Origin of the sequence: Streptomyces sp. NPDC002181 (genome assembly GCF_042890485.1) — a bacterium.
In the GTDB taxonomy this organism is placed as follows: domain Bacteria; phylum Actinomycetota; class Actinomycetes; order Streptomycetales; family Streptomycetaceae; genus Streptomyces.
Window position 1 is genome coordinate 86564 of the sequence record NZ_JBIASC010000016.1, and the last position, 18499, is coordinate 105062.

Consider the following 18499-nt stretch of genomic DNA (forward strand, 5'->3'; position numbering starts at 1 on the left):
GGCAGCCGGGGCACAGTCTGGGAGGTTCGCCGCGTGCGGGTCGGGCGGGAACGGCAGCGGGACGGGTTGCGGGACTGGGTGCGGGACTGGGTGCGCGGCGGAGCGCGGGGCCGCGGCGGCCGCCTGCTCGTGGAGGGCGAGCCCGGCGCCGGCCGGACGGCGTACGCGGGCGAGGCGCTGGCCGAGGCGGCCGCGCTGGGCTTCCGGGTGCGCTGCGCGGCCGCCGAGCCGTTCACCGCGGAGCTGCCGCTGCGGGCCGCTCTGGACTGCCTGCACCCCGAGGGCTCCAGCCGGGCGGCCGTGATCGCCCTGCTCCGCGAGGCCGGGGAGGCGGAGCAGCCCGGCGGGGCGTGGCTCGCGGCCGCGGACCTGCTGGTGAGCGGCGTCGGGGAGTGGTGCGCGCGCGGCCCGGTGCTGCTGGTGCTGGACGATCTGCACTGGGCGGATCCGGCCAGCCTGCTGCTGTGGCGGCGCCTGGGCCGGCTGGCGGACCGGCTGCCGCTGCTGCTCGCCGCGACCCGGAGACCGCTGCCCCGGCGCCCCGAGGTGGAGGAGCTGTGCGCCGGGCTGACCGCGGCCCCGGGCGGCCGCGCGGTCCGGCTGGAGCCGCTGACCGGGCCGGAGTCGGCCGAGCTCCTCCGCGACGTACTGGGCGCGCCCCCCGGGCCGCGCCTGCGCCGGGCCGCGGCGCAGGCGGGCGGCAACCCCGCCCTGCTGCGCGAGCTGGCCGCGCACTGGTCCCCCCTCATCGAGATCACCGGTGACGCCGTGGCGGAACTCGTCGTGCCCGAAGCGGAGTTGCCCGAGCCGCCCGATTCCCTTCCCCAGAACCTCGGCTATCTCTCCCGCTCCGCCTACACCACCCTGCGCCATGCCGCCCTGCTCGGGCCCGCCTTCACACCCCGCGAGCTGGCCCTCGTACGGGCAAGGCCCGCGCGCGAGGTGCTGGCCGAGCTGGAGGAGCCGCTCCTCGCCGGGCTGCTGGAGGACACCGGCGAACAGCTGCGCTTCCGGCATCCCGCGCTGCGCCGGGCCCTGTACGCCGAACTGCCCCGGGCCGCCCGCTCCGCCCTGCACCAGGAGGCCGCCGCGGCTCTCGCCGGGGCCGGGCACGATCCGGCCCGCACGGCCGAACAGCTCCTCGCGGGCGGGGCGTTGGACCGCCGGGCCGTGCAGTGGCTGGCGGACTCGGCGCCCTCCCTGATCGCGGCGGCGCCCGGAGCCGCCGCCGAACTGCTGGAGCGGGCCGTCGGGCAGGCGGACCGCGCCGACCGGGAGGCGCTGGACGCACTGGAGACCCTGGAGGGCAGCCTCGCGGACGCCGCCCTGATGCTGCGCCGCCCCGAGTCGGCGGAGCTGCTGGCCACCTTGCACGAGCGGGCCGCGGATCCCGGGGCCCGGGCCGCGCTGGCCTTCAAGCTGGTATCGGCGCTGATGATCCAGGGGGACATGGGGAAGGCGCTGGCCGTCACCGAGGACGCCCTGGCGGAGCCGGTCCCCTCCCCCGCGCTGCGCCTGCGGCTGGAGGCCTGCCGGGTCCTGTCCCTGGCCGAACTGGGTTCCGCGGCACGGGCCCGCGCCCTGGCCGTACCGGTGGTGGCGGAGGCGGCCCGGCTGGGCGATCCGCTGTGCGGGGCGGAGGCCCACCACGCGATGGCCTTCGCCCTGTTCCACCTGGGCCGGGGCCGGGAGTCGCTGCGCCACGTCGCCGAGGGGATCGCCTGCGCCCGGCGCGGCCCCGAGGCCAACGACATGCGGCTGCTCCTCCTGGCCAACCAGGCCGAGGGCCATGAGCGGTTCGACGAGCCCGAGCCGGTCGCGGCGGCGCTGCGCGAGGCGCGGGAGCTGGCGCTGGCCACCCGTTCGACGGGCCGGCTGGTGGTGACGGAGGCCCTGCAGGCCGCCTTCGACTACCGGCTCGGCGACTGGGACGCGGCGCTCGCCGGCGTGGACCGGGCGGACGGGCTGCCCGTCTCGGACGGCTGGCTCCCCGTGGTGGTGCACGGGCTGCGGGCCCTCGTTCAGGGCCACCGGGACGAGCGCGAGGCGGCTCGGGCCGAGCTCGCCCGGCTCCCGCCGGCCGCGTTCGAGGCCCCGGCGGCCCGCCGCTACAGCGGGCACGTGCTGCTGGCCCGGGCCCTGTTGGCGGAGCGGGCGGGCCGCCCGGCCGACGCGGTGCGCGAGCTGCTGCCGGCGCTCGCGGACGGTCCGGACGAGACGAGGGCGTACGAGCGCCCCTGGATGCTGTCGGAGATCGTCCGGCTGGCCCTGGAGTGCGGGGACACGGCCACGGCCCGGGCGGCGGTGGCGGCCTGCGGGCGTACGGCGGCGGCGCTGGCCGAGTACCCGGGGCCCGCTCTGGCGCTGCTGCGCTGCGAGGGGCTGTTCGCGCAGGACCCGCAGCTCCTGGAGCGGGCGCTGGAGCGGGCGCGGCGCGGCGGCCGGCCGCTGGTGCTCGGCCACGCGTGGGAGGACCTGGCGGTGGCCCGGGCCTGGCACGGCGATCTGGCGGCGGCCCGGTCGGCGCTGGCGCAGGCGGTGGCCGCGTACGAGGACCTGGGCGCGCGGTGGGACGTCGCGCGGGCCGATGCCCGGCTGCGGAGCCTGGGGGTGCGGCGCGGCAGCCGCTCGGCGCGGCGGCGGGCGGCGAACGGGTGGGAGGCGCTGACTCCGGCGGAGCTGAAAGTGGCCCTGCTCGTCGCGCAGGGGCGTTCGAATCCGGAGATCGCGAGCGCGCTGTTCCTGTCCGCCCGGACGGTCCAGACGCACGTTTCGCACATCCTGGCGAAGCTCCAGGTCCGCTCGCGGGCGGCGGTGGCGGCTCAGGCGGCGACGCGGCGGTCGGGACCGGAGGCTGCGCCGGCGCCGGGGACCGGCCCGTAGCCGGGCATGGCCTCGCGCAGGGCCCGCAGGGCGTAGTACGTACGGGACTTGACGGTCCCGGCGGGGACTCCGAGCGCCTCGGCGGCCTCGCACACCGAGGCGCCGCGGAAGTAGATCTGCACGAGCACGGCGCGGTGCTCCGGGCTGAGCGATCTCAGTGCCTCACGGACGTCGAGGACGGTCACGGCCTGCTCGGTGCCGTCCTCGGCGGCGGGCGCGTGGGCGTCGAGGGCGTCCGGCCCGACCTCGGCGGGGCGTACCCGGCGGGCCCGGCGGGCGTCGATGGCGAGGCGCCGGCCGACGGTGTAGAGCCAGGGCCGCAGGGAGGCGTGGTCGCTCTCCAGCACCTCGGGGTGTTTCCACGCACGGAAGAGGGTCTCCTGGAGAAGGTCCTCGGCGCGGTGCCGGTCGCCGAAGGTGAGGCCGAGGAGGAACCCGTAGAGGGCCTTGCCGTGCTCGCTGTGCAGGCGCGCGAGGGCGTGGGCGTCGGTGCGGCGGCAGAGGGTGGTGGTCGTCACGGGGTGCCCCTTCCGGGTCGGATGACCTGAGGGTGGCGGAGCCTGCGCCCGGAGTTATCCGCCGCATGGCGTATCCGCCCGCCACCTGCGCCGACCGGTCGAACGGCACGCCGAACGGTCCCCGGGAACGGTCACACGGTCCCCCGGAACGCCGGTGGCCCCGGGCCCGTCCGCGAGGGACGGGCCCGGGGCCACCGGAAGAGCGGGGACTAGCTCCAGCTGGCGTGCAGCGGCTTGCCCTCGGCGTAGCCGGCCGCCGACTGGACGCCGACCACGGCCTTCTCCTCGAACTCCGCGAGGGAGCCCGCGCCCGCGTAGGTGCAGGACGAGCGGACGCCCGCGATGATCGAGTCGATCAGGTCCTCGACGCCGGGGCGGGAGGGGTCCAGGAACATCCGCGAGGTGGAGATGCCCTCCTCGAACAGGCCCTTGCGGGCCCGGTCGTACGCGGACTCCTCGCTGGTGCGGTTCTGCACGGCGCGCGCCGACGCCATGCCGAACGACTCCTTGTAGAAGCGCCCGTCGGCGGCCTGCTGGAGGTCGCCCGGGGACTCGTACGTGCCCGCGAACCAGGAGCCGATCATCACGTTCGACGCGCCGGCGGCCAGCGCCATCGCCACGTCGCGCGGGTGGCGGACGCCGCCGTCGGCCCACACGTGCTTGCCGTACTTCTTGGCCTCGGCCGCGCACTCCAGCACCGCGGAGAACTGCGGGCGGCCCACGCCGGTCATCATGCGGGTGGTGCACATGGCGCCGGGGCCCACACCGACCTTGATGATGTCGGCGCCGGCCTCGATGAGGTCCTTGACGCCCTCGGCGGCCACGATGTTGCCCGCCACGATCGGGACCTGCGGGTCCAGCGCGCGCACGGCCTTGATCGCGTTGATCATCGACTCCTGGTGGCCGTGGGCCGTGTCGATGACGAGCGTGTCCACGCCCGCGTCGAGCAGCTGCTTGGCCTTCTGCACGAAGTCGCCGTTGATGCCGACGGCCGCGGCGATGCGCAGCTTGCCGTCGGCGTCGGTGGCCGGGGTGTAGAGGGTCGCGCGCAGCGCGCCCTTGCGGGTCAGGAGGCCGACGAGCTTGCCGTCCTTGTCGACGGCCGGGGCCAGCTTGCGGTGGCCGGCGTCGAGCTTGTTGAAGGCCTCGCGGGGGTCGATGTCGGCGTCGATGAGCAGGAGCTCCTTCGACATGACCTCGGAGAGCTGGGTGAAGCGGTCCACGCCGGTCAGGTCGTGGTCGGTGACCACGCCGACCGGGCGGCCGTCGGCGTCGACGACGACACCGGCGCCGTGGGCCCGCTTGGGCAGCAGGGACAGCGCGTCGGCGACGGTCTGGGTGGGCGCCAGGGTGATCGGGGTGTCGAGCACGTGGTGGCGGGTCTTGACCCAGGAGATGACGTCGGTGACGACCTCGATCGGGATGTCCTGCGGGATGACCACGATGCCGCCGCGGCGGGCGACCGTCTCGGCCATGCGTCGGCCCGCGATGGCGGTCATGTTCGCCACGACGAGCGGGATGGTGGTGCCGGTGCCGTCGGGCGAGGAGAGGTCCACGGCCTGACGGGAACCGACCGCGGAACGGCTCGGCACCATGAATACATCGTCGTACGTCAGGTCGTACGGCGGCTTCTGGTCATTGAGGAAACGCACGTGCTGAACATCCCAGTCGATCGAAGGATCCGGCTGCGGCCCCGACGGGCGGCCGGGGAAACGCACGTACTTCATTCTCCCATGGCCCGCGCTTCATGCCGCCCGGGCCGATCGTCCAGGACATACCGGGCCCCATGGTCTGTTCCTACGGGACCCTCGGCTTTTCCTACGGGACTTTGGTCCTCTCACGATGCACCGGACCGGGCCGGTGCGCCAGGGGCAGGATCGATCCTCCGTACCGGGCGGCCGTGAATTCGGCGGCGATCGACAGGGCCGTCTCCTCGGGGGTGGCGCCTCCGAGGTCCAGCCCGATGGGCGAGCGCAACCGGGTGAGCGCGGACTGCGGCACCCCCTCCTCGCGCAGCCGCTGCTCGCGCGCGGCATGGGTGCGCCGCGATCCCATGGCGCCGACGTAGCCGAGGGGCAGCCGCAGGGCGAGGGCCAGCAGCGGTACGTCGAACTTGGCGTCGTGGGTCAGGACGCAGACCGCCGTACGGGAGTCCACCCGTCCGGCCTCCCATTCCGCGGCCAGATGGCGGTGCGGCCAGTCCACGACCACCTCGTCGGCGTCGGGGAAGCGGGCCGGGGTCGCGAAGACGGGCCGGGCGTCGCAGACGGTGACCCGGTGGCCCAGGAAGGCCCCGATCCGGGCGAGGGCGGAGGCGAAGTCGATGGCCCCGTAGACGATCAGGCGGGGCGCTTCGGCGGCCGATTCGACCAGCAGCGTCAGCGGCTGCCCGCACAGGCCGCCCGCGGTGCCGAGTTCGGCGGTCCCGGTGCGCCCGGCCAGCAGCAGGTCCCGTACGTGCACGGCGGCGGCCCGGTCCAGGGCCGCACCCCCGCCCAGGCAGCCCTCGTACGATCCGTCCGGATGGACGGCGAGGGCCCGGCCGAGCTGGGGCGGCGGGCCGGAGACCACCCGGGCCAGCGCGGCCCGGCCCCCGCCGGCGGCGGCTTCCAGCACGGAGCCGAGGACGGGCCGCACCGGATCGTGCCCGCGTACCGGCGTGACCAGCACGTCCAGGATCCCGCCGCAGGTCAGGCCGACGGCGAAGGCGTCGTCGTCGCTGTACCCGAAGCGGTGCAGGCCGCCCTCGCCCGAGGTGATGGCGTCGAGGCAGAGCTCGTGCACGGCGGATTCCACGCAGCCCCCGGAGATGGAGCCGAGCGCGGTGCCGCCGGCGTCGACGGCGAGCGAGGCGCCCGGGCCGCGCGGCGCGCTGCCGGTGACGGCGACCACGGTGGCCAGGGCGAATTCCCGGTGCGCGGCACACCACGCGCGTAGTTCCTCGGCGATGTCGAGCATCAGCGGATGTACTCGCGTCTCGCGCTCTGGCCGGGGATCAGCGGTCGCGGCGGCAGTACCGGAGGGCCGGTCCGCGGGAGGGGAGCGGGCGCTCCGGTGCGCGGCCGGACGGCCGGGCCCGCGCCGATGTCGGGCCGGCCGGCGCCGGGGTATCCGTCGGGGAGCCGGCCCCGGGCGCTGAGCAGTTTCGACGCGTGGGCGACGCTCGCGAGCGTGGCGTGGTGGTGCCAGCCGCGGAAGGAGCGGCCCTCGAAGTCACGGATGCCCACGGGTTCGCAGGTCTCGGTGAAGTCAAGGGACACCCGGTCGGTGAGCTTGGCGAGCAGGAAGAGCTGGGCCAGCGGCCGGTCTCCGATGTTGGTGATCCAGAACTCGGAGGGCAGCAGGGCGGCTTCGGTCCAGGCCCCGACGAGCAGCAGCGGGGTGGGCGGCATCGGGACGGGCCGGTCCTCGCCGGGGGTCGCGAGGATGGCGGCCGAGGTCAGCAGGGTCACTGCCCCTTCGGCGCGGCCGTGCCGGGTCCATTCGACGACGCGGCGCTGGGAGCGCAGGGAGTCGATGAGTTCGCGGGCGGGTGCGGTGTGCGGTCCGGGCTTGTGGCGGCCGGCGCCGCCGAAGGAGACGGGCAGTGAGCCGTCCACCTTGAAGACGAAGGGGATGTCCTGCAGGGCGAAGGACTCGATGCTCTGCGGGATGTCGCTGTTGGCGACCTCCATCACCACGGGCCGGCGCTGGAGTTGCCAGGTGGCGGCCATCCGCTGGACGGCGTGTACGGCGTCCTGGGCGGGGGTGAGCGAGCGGGCGGTGTCGGGGATGCCGGCCCGCCGGCGGCGCATCAGCTCGTTCGTCCAGGGCCCGGGGAGGGTGAGGGTCCATTCGACGGGAAAGCTGGCCTCGCTGGAGGCGAGCCAGATGCCGCTGGCCTGCTGGCAGTTGGCGGTGCGGCCGAGCTGGGGGACGAACTGCCGGCCGACGCCGACGGAGCGGTCGCCGGCCTTCTCGATGACCATGGGCTGGACCACCCAGGCCAGCGGGCGCTGGGCGGTGCGTTCGAGGTACTGCGCGAGGGAGCGGCGCACCGGGGTCCAGTCCCAGGGGGACTTGCTGATGAACTGCTGGAGGCTCTGCTCGACGGAGCTCGCGCCCGTTCCGGCGATGTTACGGATTGTTTTCTTCCCACTGGTCCGCACGAGGCCGTTGAGATAAACGCGGGCCCAGTTTCGCTGGTCCCGCCGGGGTAAGGACTCGAAGAAAAGAGAGATCAGGACGTCGATCAATTCGGAGATTTCCTTGGCGGATTCCTCCGGCAGGACTACGCGAGCCATCTGGGCCTCCCCCGCGACCACTAGATCCAATACCCTACTTGACCGTACTGAGCGGCCGTAGGCCCCGGCGGCTACTTCCTGAGGTCGCTCGCAGATTCGAGCCGCTCTTCTTCTACCACGAGGGGGATGGGGATCTGGTTCGCCGCATAGTAGAGCGCGATCAGGAAGTGCGCGGCGAGAGTGAGAGGAGCGGAGAAGAAGGACAGGAGGACGGTCATGGGGTACGCCACGGCACCGAGGCCGAAGCGCACGCGGGTGGCCCGGGCGCCGTCCCTGTCCACCCGCTCGTGGAACAGGTGGCCGACCCGTGTGACGTACCACCAGAAGGCCAGGAACGCCAGCGCGTAGGCGACGGTGACCGAACTGTAGAGGACCGCGGCGGCGTTGGCGGAGCCGCCCTCCTCGACGAGGTGCTCGGCCAGCACGGTCGTGGTGTACGGAATCACCGATACCACCATCAGCACCAGGAGATTCAGGAACAACAGCGGCCGGTCGACCCGCTTCAGGTGGCTGAAGATGGTGTGGTGATTCACCCACATCACGCCGATGATGAGGAAACTCACCACGTATGCGGCGTAATGCGGCCACTGCTGCGCCACCCCGTGCCAGAAGTCCGATCCCTTTTCCTCCGGAACCTTTAGTTCCAGGACAAGAATCGTGATGACGATGGCGAATACACCGTCACTGAATGCCTCGACACGTCCGGTTTCTCGTTCCATGACCTCCCCTTTGCCATTTCACAAGTCAAGCGTTCGCGCCGGCACCGTCCCGGTCGCCGCAGGAGCTTGTACGTACGGGGAGGGCGCTGCCTTCGCCCTCCCCGCACACGCTACCCAGATATCGTTGGTCAGCCGCCGAAACCGGCGGTCTGGCGCCAGATCCGGCCATCGCGGACCACGAGTGTCCCGAACGCGTGCTCCGGTTCGCCGTTCAGGTTCATGATCGCGCGGTAGAAGATCGTGTCGTCGGTCTCGATGTACTCCTGGAGCTCCACCAGCGTCGGCTTCACCGTCAGGTAGCCGGTGAACGTCTCGCGCACGGCCTCGATGCCGACCGACGCGCCCTCGAAGCGCACCAGCACCGCGTCGTCGGTGTAGTTCTTCATCACCGCCTCGATGTCCAGGGCGGCCAGGGCGTCCATCTGGCGGACGAACACCGGGTGCAGCTTGGAGATGTCGTACTTGGCCATGTCGACTCCAATCTCTTTCAACGGGTGGTGGTGCTGTCGGAGTTGGGCTCATCAGGTGTTTCGGCGCAGGCGGCGGCCGTGGTGAGCGGCAGCCGGACGACCATGCGGGTCTCGCCGGGACGCGAGCGGGCGGTGATCGAGCCGTGGTGCCGCTGGGTCACGATGCGGTAGCTGAGGTGCAGTCCGAGGCCCGTGCCCTTCCCCACGTCCTTGGTCGTGTAGAAGGGTTCGAAGATCCGCGGCAGGGAGTCCTCGGGGATGCCCCGGCCGGTGTCGGTGATTTCCACGACCAGGCACACGCCTTCGGCCCGGACCCTCAGGGTGAGGGTGCCGGCGCCCTCCATGGCCTCGGCCGCGTTGTCGACCAGGTTGGTCCACACCTGGTTCAACTCGCTGGGATAGCCCGTCAGTTCGGGCAGGTCCGGTTCGTACTCACGCACGATGGCGATCCCGGCGAGCTTGGCACGCAGCACGACCAGCGTGTTCTCGATCCCGTCGGCCACCGCGAAGCGCTGTTCGGGTGCCCGGTCGAGATTGGCGTAATCGCGGGTGGCGGCGACGAGTTGGGAGATCCTGGGACCGGCCGCACGCAGCTCCGCGGCGAGCGAGCGGATCTCCAGCAGGGCCGCGAGGTGGTCCAGGGCGGCGGGCAGGGCCGGCTCCCGGACCCCTTCCAGCCGCTCCAGCAGCCAGCCCAGTTCCAGCCCGAGGTCCGAGATCCCGGAGCCGAGCAGCCCGGGCCGCTCGGTGCCCGCCTCCTCGGCCCAGTCGGCGATCTCCTCCTCGGCGTCGGCCTGGGCGAACGGGTCGGTGGTGGCCGGCGGCGGCAGCTTGTCGAGCTCCTCGGCCAGCCGGTCGAACACGGAGCGCTCCGCGCCCGTCGCGGCGGCGCCCCAGGCCTGGGCGGTCCGGGTGAGGCCCTCCAGGGCCGGCGCCAGCTCCTGCGCGGCCCTGGCCACGGCGGCCGCGGGGTTGTTCAGCTCGTGCGCGAGCCCGGCGGCCAGGGTGCCGAGCGCCTCGACGGTGGCCCGCTTGCGGGCCTGCACCTCGGAGGACTTGATCCGCCAGGCCAGTACGGGAATCAGTACGGCCGCCACCCCGTGGCAGCGGGTCAGCATCTCGAAGAACACCGGCTTCGGGTACGCCACGACCGTGGTCGCCGGGCCGCTCGCGGCGGCGGTGGCCACGTAGGACCCGTCCGTCAGCAGCGGCAGCTCGCCGGTGAAGCGGTGCGCGGCGGAGGGCTTGCCGTCGTGATCCTCGGCGGCGGCGCTCTCCTCCTCGGTGGAGTGCCGGGTCAGCACCTCCTCCCGGCCGTCGACGACCTTGGTGACGACGAGCCCGCCCGCGAGCAGGACGTGGAAGCCGTCGGCCTCCTCGCCGTCCCGGAAGAGGACCTCCCCGTCGGCGAGCACCCGGGGCTCGGAGACGGAGACCAGCCAGTCCAGCTGGTCCTCGGTGAGCCCGGCGAAGATCTCCAGCCCGAGCAGGGCCGGGCGCAGCTCCGCGGTGCTCATGTCGGCAGCCTTCATGTGGTGCTCCCTTCGGCCCGGGTGCGGGCGGCCAGCCGCAGCGTGACGAACAGGGCCAGCGCGCACACCCCGGCGACGGCGGCCATGAAGCCGACCGAGGTGCGGTGCAGACCGTGGATGTTGGTGAGCATTCCGGCGAGGACCGCCGGCACGCTCATCGCGAGGTACGCGAAGACGTAGACGGCGGCGGTCAGTTCGCCGCGGTGCGCCGGCTCGGCCAGCGTGCTCAGCGCCCGGAAGGAGCCGAGGAACGCCGCGCCCCAGCCCCCGCCGAGTACCGCGGTGCCCACGAGGAACACGGGGGCCGAGCGCAGTCCGAGCGCGAGCAGGACCAGGCCCAGCCCGGCCAGCAGCCCGCACAGGCCGAAGACCGCCGTACGCAGGGCCTCGACGCGGCCCAGCAGGAGCTGGGCCGCGGTGGCCGCGCCCGCGAGCAGGGCCACGGTGGCCCCGCCGACCAGGTAGTTGGAGCTGCCGAGCAGGGAGAGGGCCAGGTGCGGCCCGAGCGAGAGGTAGAAGCCGCCGACCGACCAGACGGCGACGATGGTCAGGACGAGGACGGCGAAGCGGCCCCGGACGGCGGCCGGAACGTGGATGCGGCGCGCACTGATCCGCATCCGGCCGCCGGAGCGCGCCTCGGGAGCGCTCTCACGCATCCTGAGCACCCCCACCAACGTCACGGCGAAGGCGGCGACCAGCAGCAGGTAGCTGAGCACGGTCGGGGCGGGCGCGTACTGGACGAGCAGCCCGGCCCCGATCCCGCCGAGCCCGATCCCCACCGTCGGCCCCGCGCTGTTGACCTGGGCGCCGAGCGCCGGCCGTGAGCGCGGGGCCAGTTCGAGCAGGGCGGCGCCCATCGCGCCGGTGGCCAGGCCCACCGCGAGCCCCTGTACGGCGCGGGCGGCGAGCAGCAGCCCGAGCCCCTGCGCCCCGGCGAACAGCCCCATGGAGACGATCGCCAGGACCAGGCCGCCCCCGAGCACGGGGCGCCGGCCCAAGGTGTCCGAGAGGGAACCGAAGAGCAGGAGCCCGATCAGCACGGTGACGGCGTACAGGGCGAAGACCACCGTGATCATGCCGGAGGACAGACCCCATCTCTGCTGGTAGAGCACGTAGAGGGCGGAGGGTACGGACGAGGAGAGCATCAGCAGGACGAGCACCGCCCCGACCACCCAGAAGCCGGAGCCTCTGGGGGCCGCGGCCGCCTCGGCGGCCGGACCGGCCGGTACCCCCGTGGTCGTCCTGGACAATTCGGCCACTGCGTCAACTCCCCCGTGGTGGGCGGTTCAGGCGAGGGCCTGGTCTGCCCTCTGCAGCGCGCGGGCGGCGAGCACCCCCGCGAGGTGGCCGAGGTACTCGGCCGAGGTGCCGCGCCCGGGGACGAACAGCTCCCTGGGCTCGGCGCGGAAGGCCGCGAGCACGGCCTCGGTGGTGTACGGGCCCGCGCGCAGCCGGTCCTCGACCCCGCGCAGCCGCAGCGGGCGGGCGGTGGCCCCGGTGACCGCGATGCGCGGCCCGCCGGGGGTGATCCGTACGGCGGTGGCGCAGACCGGGTAGAGGGTGGCCCGGTCTGCGGTCTTCTCGAAGGCGGCGGCCCGCCCGGCGGCGGGCACCAGCAGTGCGGTGACCACGGCCCCGGCCGGTACACCCGAGTCCGCGAACTCCTCGGCGGGCACGGTCCACCGCCCGCCGGGTCCGGCCAGTTCGACCCGGGCGTCCGCGGCGACGGCCGCGACCGACAGGTCGGTGGCGCGGCCTCCGGCGGCGAGGTTGCCGCCGGCGGTGCCGAGGTTGCGGACCTGGGGGTCCCCGTTGGCCCGGGCGGCGGCCGCCACTTCGGGAGCCTCGGCCAGGACGACCGTGTGGGCGGCCAGCTCGGCCAGCGTGGTCAGCGCGCCGATCCGGATCCCGTCGGCGCTCCGCTCGATGCCGCGGAGCTCTTCGAGGTGGCGTACGTCGACGAGCAGCCGGGCGCTCTCCTCGCCGGTGCGCAGGGCGGGCAGCAGGCTCTGGCCGCCGGCCAGCACCCGGGCGCCCCGGGTGCCGCAGAGCAGGGCCAGTGCCTCGTCGAGGCCGACGGGCCGGACGTAGTCGAACTCGGTGAGGATCACTGGGCTTCCCCTCTCAGGCGGCGCCAGACCTTCTCGGGGGTGAGCGGCATGTCGATGTGCCGTACGCCCAGATCGGACAGGGCATCGACGACCGCGTTGACGACGGCGGCGGCGGGCGGGACGGTGGCGATCTCGCCGGCGCCCTTGGCGCCCAGCGGATTGTGCGGGCTGGGCGTGGTGGTCTTGCCGAGCGTGAAGAACGGCACGTCGGCGGCGCGCGGCAGGGCGTACTTGGTGAGGTCGGAGCTGAGCAGCAGCCCCTGTTCGTCGTATACGGCGGCCTCCATCAGCGCCTGGCCGAGGCCGTGCGTGATGCTGCCCTCGATCTGTCCGAGGACGATCTTCGGGTTGCCGATGTTGCCGGCGTCGTCGACGGCGGTGTAGGCGACCACCGCGGTCTCACCGGTGAGTTCGTCGACCTCGACGACCGCCACGTGCGTGCCGAAGGGGTAGTTGAAGTCCGGCGGGTCGAAGTGGGTGGTCTCGTCGAGGGCGGGCTCGATCTCGTGCGGCAGCCCCCAGCCGTACCACATGGCCATGGCCAGGTCGGAGAAGCTCTTGGCGTTCTCCTCGTTGCCTTCCTCGTGGACGGTGCCGCCGGTGTAGACGACCTTCTCCTCGGGGACGCCGAGGAACACGGCTCCGGCCTTGACCAGCTTCGCCTTGATCTTGCGGGCGGTGAGGGCGACGGCGGGCGCGGCCATGCTGTAGGAGCGCGAGCCGTACGTGCCCTGCCCGTAAGGGGCCCTGAGCGTGTCCCCCTGGTACACCTGGATCAGCGCCGGGTCGATCTCCAGCTCGTCCGCGGCGACCTGCGCGAAGATCGTGTGGTGGCTCTGGCCGGTGGAGGCCGATCCGACGGTGACGGTGACCTCGCCGGTCGGGTTGACGCGGATGTTCGCGCTCTCCCAGGTGCCGCCGAGCATGCCCTCCTGGGACATCCGGGTGGAGGGGCCGACCCCGCAGATCGCCACGTAGGTGGCGATGCCCACGCCGAGCCGCTTGCCGCGGGTGCGGGCCTCGGCCTTGCGGGCGGGCATGTCGGCGTAGCCCGAGAGCTCCATCGCCTTGTCGAAGTTGGTCTGGTAGTCCCCGGAGTCGTAGGTCCAGCCGAGGCCGTTGTCGTACGGGAACTTCTCGTTCGGCACCAGGTTCTTGCGCCGCACGGCGGCGGGGTCCATGCCGATCTCGGAGGCGAACCGGTCGACGAGCCGCTCCATCAGGAAGGCCGCCTCGGCGCGCCCGCTGCCGCGCTGGGCACCGAGCGGGACGGTGTTGGTGAAGGCGGCGTACACCTCGCAGAAGGCCGCCGGGATGTCGTACATGCCGCTGATGGAGCGTCCCATGAGGGCGGTGGCGACACCGGGGCCGATGGTGGAGGGGTACGCGCCGAGGTTGGCGTGGCTGGTGGCCCACAGGCCGGTCATCCGGCCGTCGCGGGTGCCGGCGAGCACCACGTGCTGGCGGTGGTCGCGGCCCTGGACGGTGGAGTTCATCAGCCCGGTGCGGGTGTCCACCCATTTCACGGGCCGGCCGAGCGCCTTGGAGAGCAGCAGGACCAGCGCCATGTCGGGGTAGAGGTACCCCTTGGTGCCGAAGCTGCCGCCGACGGTGGGGGCGATCACCCGCAGCTTGTTGAACGGGATGCCGAGGACCAGCGCGGAGAGCAGGAAGCGGTGGTTGTGCGGGCCCTGGGTGGAGGAGTACAGCGTGTACTCGTCGGTGGCGGCGTTGTAGTCGCCGACGGCGCCGCGCGGCTCGATGGGGCTGTTGATGGTGCGCTGGTTGACCAGGTCGAGTTCGACCCTGACCTCGGCTTCGGCGAGGGCCGCCTCGGTGCGGTCCTTGTCGCCGCAGGTCCAGTACGCGTTCAGGTTGCCCGGTACGGCCTCGTGCAGCTGGGGCGCGCCCTCGGCGAGCGCCGCGTCGGCCCGGGTGACCACGGGCAGCGGCTCGTACTCGACGGCGATGGCGGCCAGCGCGGCGGTGGCCTGGCGCGGGGTCTCGGCGACGACCACGGCGATCGGGTCGCCGACGTGGCGGACGGCGTCGCCGGTCAGGACCGGGCGGGCGCCGGGGAGCCCGTACGGGTGGGGCGGGAAGTGGCTCTCGACCCCGCCGGGGATCCAGATGCAGGGCAGCGGCATCACGTCGGTGAAGTCGGCCGCGGTGGCCACCTTCAGCACGCCGGGCATCTGCTCCGCGGCCTTGGTCTCGATGGAGAGGATCTTCGCGTGGGCCACCGGGCTGCCGAGGATCGCCATGTGGGCGGTGCCGGGCAGGTTGACGTCGGCCACGTACGTCGCCTCGCCGCGCAGCAGCTGCGGGTCCTCGCGGCTGTCCATCGGCCGGCCCAGTACGCCCGATCCCTGGAGGGGTGCCTCCCCCGTCACTGCGGTCATCTCCCTCACACCTCCTTGCCGGACGCGGACGCGGACGCCGAGGCGGAGGCGGACACGGACGCCGGCGCGGGCTCGGATGCGGACCCGGACCCTGCGGGCGCGGAGACGGCGGCGGCGCCGCTGATCTCCGCGGGTATCTCGGTCCGGGCGGCGGAGCAGGCGCGCTGCACGCCCCGTACGACGCTGTGGTAGCCGGTGCAGCGGCACAGGTTGCCGGTGAGCCACTCGCGGATCTCGGGCTCGGTGGGCGCCTCGCGGTCCGCGGTGTTCTCGACGAGCTCCCCGAGGGCCATGACCATGCCGGGGGTGCAGAACCCGCACTGGGTCCCGTGCTCCTGGCGCAGGGCCTCCTGGAGTCCGCTGAGTTCGCCGCCGCGCGTGGTGACGCCCTCGATGGTGGTCACGCGGGAGCCCGCGGCGGCGGCGGTGAGGATCAGACAGCTCTTGACGGAGCGTCCGTCGAGCTGGACGACGCAGGTGCCGCACTGTCCGGTGTCGCAGCCGACCTTGGTGCCGGTCAGCCCGAGGCCGTCGCGGAGCCGTTCGACGAGCAGTTCGTTCGGCTCCGCCGCGAACTGCTCGGGTCTTCCGTTCACATTCAGTGAGAGATCCATGCCAGCGCCTGCGCTTCCGTGAGCGGCCGGTTGAAAAGGGGCCCGCCGGGCTGCTGGAGAATTCCCCCGGAGTGCAGCGGGCCGGTGTCGACGGGAGCGAATCCCAAATCCGCGATGATTCCCGCGACGATTTCCTTCGCCTTCTCGTCGTCGCCCGCCGTGAAATGGGCCAGGCGTTCGCCCTCCGCTGTACCGGCGACGGCAAGAGTCTCGAAATGCATGGTGTTCAGGGATTTCACGACCCGGGCGCCGGGATACCACTCGGCGACGAGTTCGCTGGAGGCGCGGCCGCCCAGATCGGCGGGCTTGCCACCGCCGTTGAACGCGTTCGTGGCGTCCACCAGCACCTTGTCCCGCACGGCCGCGGACGGGAGGAGTCCGCGGACGCTCGCGTACGGCACCATCAGCACCAGCAGTTCGGCCTGGTCGGCGGCCTCGGCGGGGTCCGCCGCCGAGGCCGCCGGGCCCAGTTCGGCCACCAGGGGGCCGAGGGACCGCGGGCCGCGGGCGTTGGCAAGCAAGACCTCGTGCCCGGCCGCCACCAGGATCCGCGCGAGGGTGGAACCGATCCGCCCGGTGCCGATGATGCCTGTGCGCATTGCCGCTCCTACTCGGTCGATCGCTGATTCGGTCAGTCGTCAGTCGGTCAGCCGGTCAGTGGGTCAGCCGGTCAGTGGGCCGTCGCTCAGTCCATGCCGATCCAGACCGACTTGGTCTGCGTGTAGCTCTCCAGGGATTCCGGTCCGCACTCGCGCCCGTATCCGGAGGCCTTGTAGCCGCCGTACGGCACGGAGGGGTCGTACTGGTTGTAGCAATTCACCCAGACCGTGCCGGCCTTGATCTGGGAGGCCACCCGGTGGGCGCGCCGGAGGTCCTTGGTGTGGACGCCCGCCGCGAGCCCGTACGCGCTGTCGTTGGCGATCCGGATCGCGTCTTCCTCGGTGTCGAAGGGGATGATCGACAGGACCGGGCCGAAGATCTCCTCCTGGGCGATCCGCATGCCGTTGTCGACGCCGGTGAAGATCGTCGGCAGGAAGTACAGGCCCTGGCTGGAGGCCCCTTCCGGGGTCCAGCCGGTGCCGCCGGTGCGCAGGATCGCGCCTTCCTTCTCGCCGACCTCGATGTACGAGCTGACCTTCTCGAACTGGCCGCGGTGGGCCAGCGGCCCGAACAGGGTCTCCGGGTCGCGCGGGTCGCCGGGCTTGAGGGCGGCGGCCCGGCTCACCAGCCGTTCGACCAGTTCGTCGTGGATGGGGCGCTGGAGCAGCAGGCGCGAGCCGGCGGTGCAGATCTCGCCCTTGTTGTAGTAGATGCCGAAGAAGGCGAGCTCTTCGGCGGCGTCGAGGTCGGCGTCGGCGAAGACGATGTTGGCGGACTTGCCGCCGAGCTCCATCGTCACCTTCTTCAGGGTGCCGGCCGACTTGCGGATGATCGTCTGGCCGACCGCGGTGGAGCCGGTGAAGGCGATCTTGTCGATGTCCGGGTGCCCGGTGAGGGTCTCGCCCAGTTCCACGCCCGGACCGGTGATGACGTTCAGCACGCCGTCCGGGATCTCCGCCTCCTGGAAGAGCTCGGCGATCTTCAGCGCGGTGAGCGGGGTGGCCGGCGAGGGCTTGTGGACGACCGTGTTGCCCGCCGCCAGCGCCGGTGCGATCTTCGTCATCGACAGCAGGAGCGGGAAGTTGAACGGGGTGATGGCGCAGACCACGCCCAGCGGTTCGCGCAGGGTGTACGCGAGCTGCCCGCCGGCCGGGGCCCGCGAGGAGCCGTCGACCCGGGTGACGGCGCCGGCGTAGTAGTGCATGAGCTGGGCGGCCATGGGGGCGTCGACCGTGCTGGAGAAGGCGAACGGCTTGCCCATGTCCACCGTCTCCAGCAGGGCGATCTCCTCCAGGTCGCGCTCGATGAGCTCACCGACCCGGTTCAGCCGCAGCGCGCGTTCCTGGGCGGAGAGTCTGCTCCAGGGACCTTCCTCGTACGCCGCGCGGGCGGCGGCCACGGCCGCGTCCGCGTCGGCGGCGGCGGCCTGGGCCACCGGTACGATCTCCTGCCCGTCCACGGGACTGATGTCCGGCTCGGTACGGCCGTCCTGGGCCGAGACCCATGTGCCGCCGATGAACAGCTTCCCGGGGTTGGCCAAGGGCTGGTCGCTGAGCGCGCGCTTGGTCATGGCTGCCTTCCGGTGTCGGATGCGGGGGCGATCTATCCCTTGGCGAGCTGCTCCAGGAACGTCTCGGCAAGGGCCTTGGAGGAATACGGGTTCTGGCCGGTGGTGAGCTTGCGGTCCACGACCACGTGCGAGTCCCAGATCTTCTCGGCCTTCTCGTAGCGCGCGCCGAGCCGGGTGAGTTCGGCCTCCAGGATCAGCGGGAGGCGGCCGGCCATGTTGGTGACCATCTCCTCGCTGTGCGAGAAGGCCGTCATCCGGTAGCCCTCGAAGGGCCAGCGGCCCTCGCCGTCGCGCAGCGCGAGGAGCGAGGTGTGGCCGTGGCAGACGGTGGCGAGGGGCTTGTCCTGGGCGATGGCCCAGCGCAGGATCTGGGCGAGTTCGTCGGAGTGGGGCAGGTCTCCGATGGCGCCGTGGCCGCCGCTGACGTAGATGCCGTCGTACTCGGCCACGTCCTTCTCACCCAGGGATTCGAGGGCGATCGGGTTCTTGAGCTGGGGGGTGTCCCCGACGACTCTCACGTACTCGGCGGCGTTGGCCGCGTCCTCGTTCGGCGAGCCCTCGGGGCGGACCCACTGGAGGAACTGGGGGTCGATGCTGGTCTGGTCGACCGTGGGGGCCTGGCCCCCGATCGTCGCCACGTCCACGGTGTGGCCTGCGGCCTTGAAGAGGGTGTAGGGAACGACGAATTCCTCGGCCCAGAAACCCGAGGGGTGCTGTTCGCCGTCCAACAGGTGGAGCGTTGCCTTGGCCGTCATGACGACGAGAATCTTCATGACTTCTCTCCTTGTTCTGGAATC

At 72.7% G+C, this 18499-nt stretch carries 15 protein-coding genes; 1 reads left to right on the forward strand and 14 read right to left on the reverse strand.

What is annotated here, in order from left to right; genetic code table 11:
• Window positions 1-33: 33 nt before the first annotated feature.
• Window positions 34-2883 (forward strand): LuxR C-terminal-related transcriptional regulator, encoded by a 2850-nt coding sequence (locus ACFYXV_RS30580; protein ID WP_389384629.1) that lies wholly within the window; start codon window positions 34-36, stop codon window positions 2881-2883.
• On the opposite strand, the gene ACFYXV_RS30585 is transcribed toward ACFYXV_RS30580, so the two are convergent.
• From ACFYXV_RS30585 to ACFYXV_RS30650, 14 genes are all read right to left on the reverse strand, one after another.
• The gene (locus tag ACFYXV_RS30585; protein WP_385471137.1) at window positions 2823-3401 is read right to left on the reverse strand and encodes a sigma-70 family RNA polymerase sigma factor; all 579 of its coding nucleotides are present in this window, start codon (window positions 3399-3401) and stop codon (window positions 2823-2825) included. The genes ACFYXV_RS30580 and ACFYXV_RS30585 overlap by 61 nt on opposite strands.
• Before the next feature lie 209 nt (window positions 3402-3610).
• Complete coding sequence (locus ACFYXV_RS30590; RefSeq protein WP_385471135.1) at window positions 3611-5053, reverse strand: GuaB1 family IMP dehydrogenase-related protein; 1443 nt, start codon at window positions 5051-5053, stop codon at window positions 3611-3613.
• Between the two features lie 166 nt (window positions 5054-5219).
• On the reverse strand, window positions 5220-6359 hold the full coding sequence (locus tag ACFYXV_RS30595; protein WP_385471133.1) for an XdhC family protein: 1140 nt from the start codon (window positions 6357-6359) through the stop codon (window positions 5220-5222).
• On the reverse strand, window positions 6359-7684 hold the full coding sequence (locus ACFYXV_RS30600; protein ID WP_389384630.1) for an IS701 family transposase: 1326 nt from the start codon (window positions 7682-7684) through the stop codon (window positions 6359-6361). The genes ACFYXV_RS30595 and ACFYXV_RS30600 overlap by 1 nt, the downstream gene beginning before the upstream one ends.
• A gap of 71 nt (window positions 7685-7755) precedes the next feature.
• Window positions 7756-8403: a TMEM175 family protein gene (locus ACFYXV_RS30605; RefSeq protein ID WP_383347617.1), complete on the reverse strand. Its 648-nt coding sequence runs from the start codon at window positions 8401-8403 to the stop codon at window positions 7756-7758.
• A gap of 128 nt (window positions 8404-8531) precedes the next feature.
• Entirely contained in the window at window positions 8532-8873 is a 342-nt protein-coding gene (locus ACFYXV_RS30610; protein WP_366105134.1) for a nuclear transport factor 2 family protein, read from the reverse strand.
• 17 nt (window positions 8874-8890) lie between these two features.
• Window positions 8891-10405, reverse strand: coding sequence for an ATP-binding protein (locus ACFYXV_RS30615; protein ID WP_389384631.1), 1515 nt, complete (start codon window positions 10403-10405; stop codon window positions 8891-8893).
• Entirely contained in the window at window positions 10402-11664 is a 1263-nt protein-coding gene (locus ACFYXV_RS30620) for an MFS transporter (protein ID WP_385471128.1), read from the reverse strand. The genes ACFYXV_RS30615 and ACFYXV_RS30620 overlap by 4 nt, the downstream gene beginning before the upstream one ends.
• 27 nt (window positions 11665-11691) lie before the next feature.
• Window positions 11692-12516, reverse strand: coding sequence for an FAD binding domain-containing protein (locus tag ACFYXV_RS30625; RefSeq protein ID WP_389384632.1), 825 nt, complete (start codon window positions 12514-12516; stop codon window positions 11692-11694).
• Window positions 12513-14918, reverse strand: coding sequence for a xanthine dehydrogenase family protein molybdopterin-binding subunit (locus ACFYXV_RS30630; protein ID WP_389384633.1), 2406 nt, complete (start codon window positions 14916-14918; stop codon window positions 12513-12515). The genes ACFYXV_RS30625 and ACFYXV_RS30630 overlap by 4 nt, the downstream gene beginning before the upstream one ends.
• A gap of 5 nt (window positions 14919-14923) precedes the next feature.
• Complete coding sequence (locus tag ACFYXV_RS30635; RefSeq protein ID WP_389384634.1) at window positions 14924-15514, reverse strand: (2Fe-2S)-binding protein; 591 nt, start codon at window positions 15512-15514, stop codon at window positions 14924-14926.
• 2 nt (window positions 15515-15516) lie between these two features.
• Entirely contained in the window at window positions 15517-16131 is a 615-nt protein-coding gene (locus ACFYXV_RS30640) for an NADPH-dependent F420 reductase (protein WP_389384635.1), read from the reverse strand.
• An 86-nt stretch (window positions 16132-16217) separates the two neighbouring features.
• Window positions 16218-17702, reverse strand: a complete 1485-nt coding sequence (locus ACFYXV_RS30645; RefSeq protein ID WP_385474733.1) for an aldehyde dehydrogenase family protein — start codon at window positions 17700-17702, stop codon at window positions 16218-16220.
• 32 nt (window positions 17703-17734) lie between these two features.
• Window positions 17735-18475 carry a type 1 glutamine amidotransferase domain-containing protein gene (locus ACFYXV_RS30650; protein WP_383348966.1) on the reverse strand — a complete coding sequence of 247 codons (741 nt, stop codon included), beginning with the start codon at window positions 18473-18475 and terminating at the stop codon, window positions 17735-17737.
• Window positions 18476-18499: the final 24 nt, after the last annotated feature.

Bases quoted from the DNA above. Each gene is read 5' to 3' on its own strand.
- ACFYXV_RS30595 (WP_385471133.1), bottom strand. From the start codon at position 6,359: ATGCTCGACATCGCCGAGGAACTACGCGCGTGGTGTGCCGCGCACCGG.
- ACFYXV_RS30600 (WP_389384630.1), bottom strand. From the start codon at position 7,684: ATGGCTCGCGTAGTCCTGCCGGAGGAATCCGCCAAGGAAATCTCCGAA.
- ACFYXV_RS30605 (WP_383347617.1), bottom strand. From the start codon at position 8,403: ATGGAACGAGAAACCGGACGTGTCGAGGCATTCAGTGACGGTGTATTC.
- ACFYXV_RS30610 (WP_366105134.1), bottom strand. From the start codon at position 8,873: ATGGCCAAGTACGACATCTCCAAGCTGCACCCGGTGTTCGTCCGCCAG.
- ACFYXV_RS30615 (WP_389384631.1), bottom strand. From the start codon at position 10,405: ATGAAGGCTGCCGACATGAGCACCGCGGAGCTGCGCCCGGCCCTGCTC.
- ACFYXV_RS30630 (WP_389384633.1), bottom strand. From the start codon at position 14,918: ATGACCGCAGTGACGGGGGAGGCACCCCTCCAGGGATCGGGCGTACTG.
- ACFYXV_RS30640 (WP_389384635.1), bottom strand. From the start codon at position 16,131: ATGCGCACAGGCATCATCGGCACCGGGCGGATCGGTTCCACCCTCGCG.
- ACFYXV_RS30645 (WP_385474733.1), bottom strand. From the start codon at position 17,702: ATGACCAAGCGCGCGCTCAGCGACCAGCCCTTGGCCAACCCCGGGAAG.
- ACFYXV_RS30650 (WP_383348966.1), bottom strand. From the start codon at position 18,475: ATGAAGATTCTCGTCGTCATGACGGCCAAGGCAACGCTCCACCTGTTG.